The following is a 6,512-nucleotide window of genomic DNA, read 5'->3' as shown; positions in this document are numbered from 1 at the left end:
AAGTCTTTTTCGTTGTCGCCGTATCTCTCGGTGACAACTTTTATATCTTATCATGTTAGCAACCATTCTGTCAACATATTTTTTTGAAGAAGTTTTGAATGACGCTTCAGCACGAAGTGCTGTTGTTTCCGATGATAACCGGCTATTTCTTGGCCGGAATTAGAGTATAGCATGCTAGCAATTTAGATGCAACCCCTTTTTCGAATTAAATTTATCGATCGTTTATATCTTTAGGGTACTCTGCTTTATCTCTGTAATTGTCCTGCTTTGGATTATGGTATTGGAGTTGGATCGATTAGCGGGTACAGATCTCTTAATGGATACTAATAGTAATTATAAGATCATTTTCAGACAGCTAATCACCAGCACTCAATGACCTCTATTAAAGATACGCTTATATAATAACAGCCACCTTGTCATCTTCAAAGCAAGGTGGCTGTAGTATTACTATTTTTATAATGGAGCTCTATCTATTATTTCTATAGATAGCTTTATTTCCAAACATATCTTTCTAAGCATTAATTCTTTTGGCATATTCGATCTTCATATATCCCAATGTGTACTTTTTTCTATAGTTGCTGTTCTGCTGTTTTAGATCTTATTCCTTTGACATTATCCTTTTATTGGGGTTTCGTTAATCATTAACTGTCATACTGGTCTGTGACTCTTTATTCCTTGGTTGGCTTTTTATTTCATAGAGTTGTTATCTTCTATAGTATGTTCCTGCTGCTCGACAATCAGGGGCAGGGTAATTTTGACTTTGGTTCCTTCTCCTTTTTTACTGGAGATGGTTACGCCGTATTGCTCACCATATAGAAGTGTAATGCGGTGATGTACATTCTGGATACCAATACCGGTAAATAGCTGGCGTTTGCTTTTGGGATTGGGTAGTACGCTTTGCTCGCCCTGCTCCAGGCCATCCATGCCGTCTCCATTATCGACGACTTCGCAGACCAGCGTATCTTCCAACTTGGAAACTAGAATGTAGATCACACCTGCACCTTTTTCATTAAAAGCATGGAAAAAGGCGTTCTCGATAAAAGGCTGAATGATGAGCTTGGGCACATGATATTCCATACAGTCCGGCGAAACGAAATAATTGACCTGAACTTTGTTGCCATAGCGTACATGGTTGATAAATACATAATTTTTCATATTATTGAGTTCCTGCTCAATCGTGATGGTCTCGCTCACATTGCTGATTGTATTCTGGAGCAGCGAGATCAGGGCATTTATTGTCTCTGCGGCGGTATCCTTGTTGCCTTTTTGCACCAGCATTTTGATCGAAGCCAGCGTATTATATAGGAAATGGGGATTGATTTGCCGCTGTAGAGCAGCCAGCTCTGCATTACGCTGTTCCTTCTGAGTCTGAAGCAAACGCGCAATGTAATCATTTAATTCATCCAGCATATAATTAAAAGCACGGCTCAACTCCTGCACTTCATAACTGCCGGTCACATGCACATAATTACCGAAGTCTTTTTCCGTGATAGTCGACATCTGACGCACCAGCCGAGTCAGGGACTGAGTTAGTCTTCTGGAGATCAGGAAAACGGTCAGTAGTGCCGCCATTACGATACCGATACAAATTAGCGCAATATCGCGCACATTTACAATCTGTCCTACCGCATATTCGCGATCGATCATATTGACCAGGTAGATATTATAGGACGGGATATAGTTGGACAGGATAATATGATTTTTGCCCATAACATCTGCATTGGTATAGCTTAGCTGCTTCTCGTTAATTTCTTTGGCATATCCCAGCAGGTCCGGCGAGAAGCTGCCGATCAGCTGTTCCTGGTTACTGGAAATAATACGTCCATTGGCATCCAGAATAAGCACGTCGCTGCCGGTACTCGTAAAGTTACTATAGAAGCGTTTGAATTCCTGCTCTTTGATGGCCATATAGATTGTACCGTACAGGAAACCGCTGGTACGCTCCATCAAGGCTTTGGAAGCTACGATATATTTGTCTTTGAGTACGCCGGACCGAGCCGATTCTTCATCATATTGATACATGAGACGCTTTGGTTCGGCTATGGTGCGTTCGGTGAGTTTGCTTTTGGCGAGCTTTCCCGGATTGACCGGCCAGTAGGACCAGTCTGACGAATAGCTGCGTCCATTCACTCCGCTGACAATAATACCTACATCATAAGCATCTACATTCGACTTGATCTGCTTCATCTGCTGACCCATATCAAAGTAGGAACTGGACATTGTAATTGAATCACTCTCGCCGCTGGTCAGATAATTTTTGACCGTACCATTCTGGGAAGCGTGACTCACTCCATTTACAATAGAGTCATTAAAAGATTCCATGCTGCTCTTGATCTGATTCAGCACTTTGGAATTGGTAATGCTGAATGTCTCGGTAAATAGCCTTTCCGACATGCGTATGGTCACCAGTGAGGTCAGCAGACAGACGGCGATAATACTGACAACCATTACAATGAACAATTTAAAAAATAAACCCTGCTGCTCAAACCGGAGCGCATGTTTCTTCCAATTCATCGGACTTCACACTCATTTTCTGTTCGGGTTATAAAGAAATCGGACTGACCGGCGCCTGCATAAAATCAGCATACAACAGCCTGACAGCTGAGTATGTATGAACTAAAAGGATGATTAACCAACAACATCCCTGCAGTAAAAACACAGGGATGTCCTAACACATACATGTCTAACTTCTATAAATACAAAACGGCAAATTAGCCGCGTACATGCTGTCTTCGGTATTGACTGGGCGATAGACCGGTCCACTTTTTGAATACTTTGGTAAAGTAGCTGTGATCCGAATACCCTACCTTGCCGCTGATCTCGGAAATAGAGTACAGATCCGTGCGCAGCATCTCGGCTGCCTTTTCCACCCGGATCTTGTTAAGGTGCTCACTGAATCCTTCCTTGTTATGTGTCGTGAAGTAGCTGGACAGATAGGATGGATTGAAATGAAAGTGCTGCCCCAGTCCAGTCAGGCTCAGCGGTTCGGCATAGTGTTCTTCTATATATTCCAGCAGCATCTTCATATTGGTACTACCGTTCTGGGAAGAACGGGATTGGATCTGCAGATGAATCCTGCTCAGGAATTCGTTCAGTACGGCTATGGTATCCTGCACATGAACCGCATCATTGATTTCTCTAAAATAATCATACTTTTCTTCATCCAGCTGTCGGACATCATAATCCTGATTCCCCAGCAGCGTAATAATGTTAAAGATGATATTGCCGAGAAAGGACTTCAGCTCAAACGGAGTCGCCCGATAATTGCCTGCCATTGCATAGACATACGTATCCAGCTCGGTAAAAGCAGAATCAAAATTCTCGCGCCGCATCTCCTCGGCAAACTGCTTCAGATTAAACGCTCCTGGCACATGTGCCGGCTCACCGAGCTCTGCCTCTATCATGAATGGGCGATCAGGGAAGTAAAAATGATATTCCAGCAGTTTGAGCATTTGCTGGTAGATAACTCCCAATTGATCGATATGTGCAAATTCTTCGCTCATTGCCCATAAGGTCTGCTGATCCTCTGCCGATCTTGCATAAGCAAGCTCGCGTATTCGTGCAATGACAGCTGCCTCACTATCTCTGTTCATATTTAAAAGAAAAACAATCAGCTGGGGATCTGCAGCTACCGGGCGGAAACTGACTGGAACACCAGCAGATTCTATGGACTCTGCCAATCGGCTGCTAATCGCCGATACGTAGCTGCTTTTCTGCTGAAGGGTCAGATCCCCACCAGATGCCCGTAGCTGGTGAGGCTGAATTCCCACCAGTATATATTCCCCATATGGAAAATGAACGGCCACCATCTCCGGATCATAATCCATCTCATAACCTGCAATCAGTTTCTCCATAATATGATCGACCGTTATCTGCTCATCCCCGGATGTTTCATCATAAGCAAGAGAAGGAATACGCCGCGCAGTATTTTGCAATACCTGCAGCAGCTCCTGTGTCTCCAGCTTGGGCTTGAGAATATAATCTGCTACGCCGCTCTGAAAAGTTGAACGCACATAGCTGAACTCTCCATAACTGCTGAGCACGATCACTTCAATCTGTGGATAGTTTTGCTTGACGATTCGGGTGAATTCTTCGCCATCCATGACCGGCATTACAATATCGGTAATGACGATATGAGGCTGAAGCTCATCGATCAGATCCAGCGCTTCCCGGCCATTGGATGCTTCACCGATAATCTGAAATCCATATTGTTCCCACACCAGATAATGCTTGATTCCCTGACGAACCAGCACTTCATCATCTACAATCAATATTTTGCATAATTCTTTCATTCAGACACTCCCTATATCACCAGATGCCTCAGTTTTAAGTTAATTGTGAGCATGCCGGAAATGGTTCTTTTATTCGCAGCAGGCTGTATCTCTACGACTGCAATCTTCACGATCTAGCAGCCCAGTCTATACTCATTTATATTGATAGCGTTTACATTATAGCTGTATACCAAATGTCTGATTTTGTCTTTTTATGCTATCACATAATTCATATTTACGGGACAAAATGTTTTATGTATCCGGCTGTTCTCCCCCTTATGTGCGGAGATAGAAACGCATGGTAATTACTTGAGCCTCTATAAGTAGATTGCAGCGCTTATTCATTTTGCGGTTAATCTTATCTATAAATAAGTATACAGCATCGGCAGAGACTATCTGTGTTAATAACACGCTGCTATGTCTAAAATAAGGAGAGATGACGATGTCGGATTCACCTCATACCGAACCGGTAAACGAATCAAAATATACTCAACAGCATCTTGCAAATGAACGGACTTATCTCGCATGGATTCGCACCAGTCTCGCTATTCTGGGGATTGGCTTTCTGGCGCCAGGGCTTACCTTTCGATCAGAGATGTTCGCGCATACGGGTCATCTGATCGCTTCGATCGGCGGAATCGCTGCAGTGCTGATGGGCGGTTGTGTGTTTGGACTGGCGACACGCAGCTATTTTCGCAAAAGACAAGGGATCAATAATGGAAGCTTTGAATCCACCGGCGTACTGATCTGGTTTGTCGTAGCTGCGCTGGGATTCATTATGCTGCTACTGATCATGCTGGTCATTCTGATGCTGCTGTAAATTGGAGTATGCAGGACTACAATAACAAACCGCCAGCGTAATATAAGCTGGCGGCCCTTTTTATTTATTCATACTCTTTGTAAAAACATACTTGCGACCGGCCGCGACGTTTGGCTGTATACAAAGCCTGATCTGCATAATTCAGCAGTAGTTCCGCCTCTATTCCATCATGCGGATAGACGGATACTCCGATAGAGGACCCGGTTATGACCGATTGCGATTGAAGATTCCAAGGATGCTGGAGATGACTGCATATCCGTTCGGCTATTTCGGAAATACGTTTATGAGTGGTGATCAGCGGTAAAATAATAACAAATTCATCGCCGCCAATTCGGGCAATCGTGTCCAAGGGACCCAGTTCTCCGGATATCCGCTTGACCATCTGTACCAGCAATTCATCGCCGGCATCGTGTCCCAGCGTATCATTCACTTCCTTGAATCGATCAATATCCAGATACAGTACTCCAAGAAGTGTGTCATTATCTATCGTGGTCTGCATATCCTGAGTCATCTGATTCATCAGATAGCGACGGTTGGGAACGCCGGTGAGCGGGTCCATATAAGCGAGTGAACGCAGTTGCTGCTCATGGTTTTTGCGCTCCATGATATTACGGGAGACAATGAGTATATAGTCGGTATCACTGCCACTGCGGACTACGTAAGTCATATTCATTTCGAACCAGAGATAATGACCTTCCGCATGCTGGTATCTGCATTCGTCTTTGAAACCGACTGCGTGATTAGCCAACGTCTGTTCAAAAGCATCCATAAAATGCTCTACATCGTCAGGATGCAGCAGGGAGAAACGTTCCATTTCACGGAATTCTTCGGGTGAGTAACCCAGCATCGTCTCCAATGAAGGAGATACATATTGAAGCTTCCGTTCAGGTGTCATCATCGTTATTACGTCTGACATATTTTCGGCAATAAGTCTGTACTGTTCCTGGCTGGCGAGCAGTGCTTCTTCCGCCCTTTTGCGCTCGGTCACATCCCGGCTTACAATGACCAGTCGATGGCGGTCTCCGTATTCGTCAAAAATCGGCGTTTTCATTACTTCCCATGTGCGGTGAATACCGTCAGGAGCAACAAATGATTTTTCGACCAGCAGCGGAGAGCCCTTTTCCCAGGCCTGCTCATCGGTCTTGTAATTATATTCAAACAGCGTCGTATAATGTGGCCGATAAGCCGCAATCTCCAGATCGGTATGGTACAAATAATCTTCCAGTTCCAGACCATACATATCCATAACGAGTTTGTTGCATACAAGCCAGCGTCCATCACCGTCTTTTAATACGATAAATTCGGGAATTAAATCAATCAGTGTACGCAACTGGGACTGATCGTTCAGGCTGGAAAGCAGTGACTGGTGAAAATCCATAGGTTGTCCTCCTTTCGGATGAGATAAGATAGCAAACAGGAAA

Annotated in this window: 4 protein-coding genes; 1 reads left to right on the top strand and 3 read right to left on the bottom strand. The window is 44.2% G+C overall.

The features are described from left to right. Positions 1 to 687: 687 nt before the first annotated feature. Together WH46_RS22735 and WH46_RS22730 are read right to left on the bottom strand one after the other, a co-directional pair. A complete protein-coding gene (locus tag WH46_RS22735) occupies positions 688 to 2,514 on the bottom strand; it encodes a sensor histidine kinase (protein WP_046228472.1) in 1,827 nt (608 codons plus the stop codon). 197 nt (positions 2,515 to 2,711) lie between these two features. Beyond that, complete coding sequence (locus WH46_RS22730) at positions 2,712 to 4,292, bottom strand: response regulator transcription factor (RefSeq protein WP_046228471.1); 1,581 nt, start codon at positions 4,290 to 4,292, stop codon at positions 2,712 to 2,714. A gap of 421 nt (positions 4,293 to 4,713) precedes the next feature. Here WH46_RS22730 and WH46_RS22725 point away from each other — a divergent pair, with 421 nt between their 5' ends. Next, positions 4,714 to 5,091, top strand: coding sequence for a YidH family protein (locus tag WH46_RS22725; RefSeq protein WP_046228470.1), 378 nt, complete (start codon positions 4,714 to 4,716; stop codon positions 5,089 to 5,091). Between the two features lie 64 nt (positions 5,092 to 5,155). Here WH46_RS22725 and WH46_RS22720 read toward each other — a convergent pair whose 3' ends face one another. Further along, positions 5,156 to 6,469, bottom strand: a complete 1,314-nt coding sequence (locus tag WH46_RS22720) for a diguanylate cyclase domain-containing protein (RefSeq protein WP_046228469.1) — start codon at positions 6,467 to 6,469, stop codon at positions 5,156 to 5,158. Between the last annotated feature and the right edge of the window lie 43 nt (positions 6,470 to 6,512).

Source organism: Paenibacillus dauci (assembly GCF_000971985.1).
Lineage (GTDB): Bacteria > Bacillota > Bacilli > Paenibacillales > Paenibacillaceae > Saccharibacillus > Saccharibacillus dauci.
Note: the sequence above shows the minus strand (reverse complement) of the source record. Positions and strands in the feature narration are given on the sequence as shown.

Bases quoted from the DNA above. Each gene is read 5' to 3' on its own strand.
- WH46_RS22730 (WP_046228471.1), bottom strand. From the start codon at position 4,292: ATGAAAGAATTATGCAAAATATTGATTGTAGATGATGAAGTGCTGGTT.
- WH46_RS22725 (WP_046228470.1), top strand. From the start codon at position 4,714: ATGTCGGATTCACCTCATACCGAACCGGTAAACGAATCAAAATATACT.
- WH46_RS22735 (WP_046228472.1), bottom strand. From the start codon at position 2,514: ATGAATTGGAAGAAACATGCGCTCCGGTTTGAGCAGCAGGGTTTATTT.
- WH46_RS22720 (WP_046228469.1), bottom strand. From the start codon at position 6,469: ATGGATTTTCACCAGTCACTGCTTTCCAGCCTGAACGATCAGTCCCAG.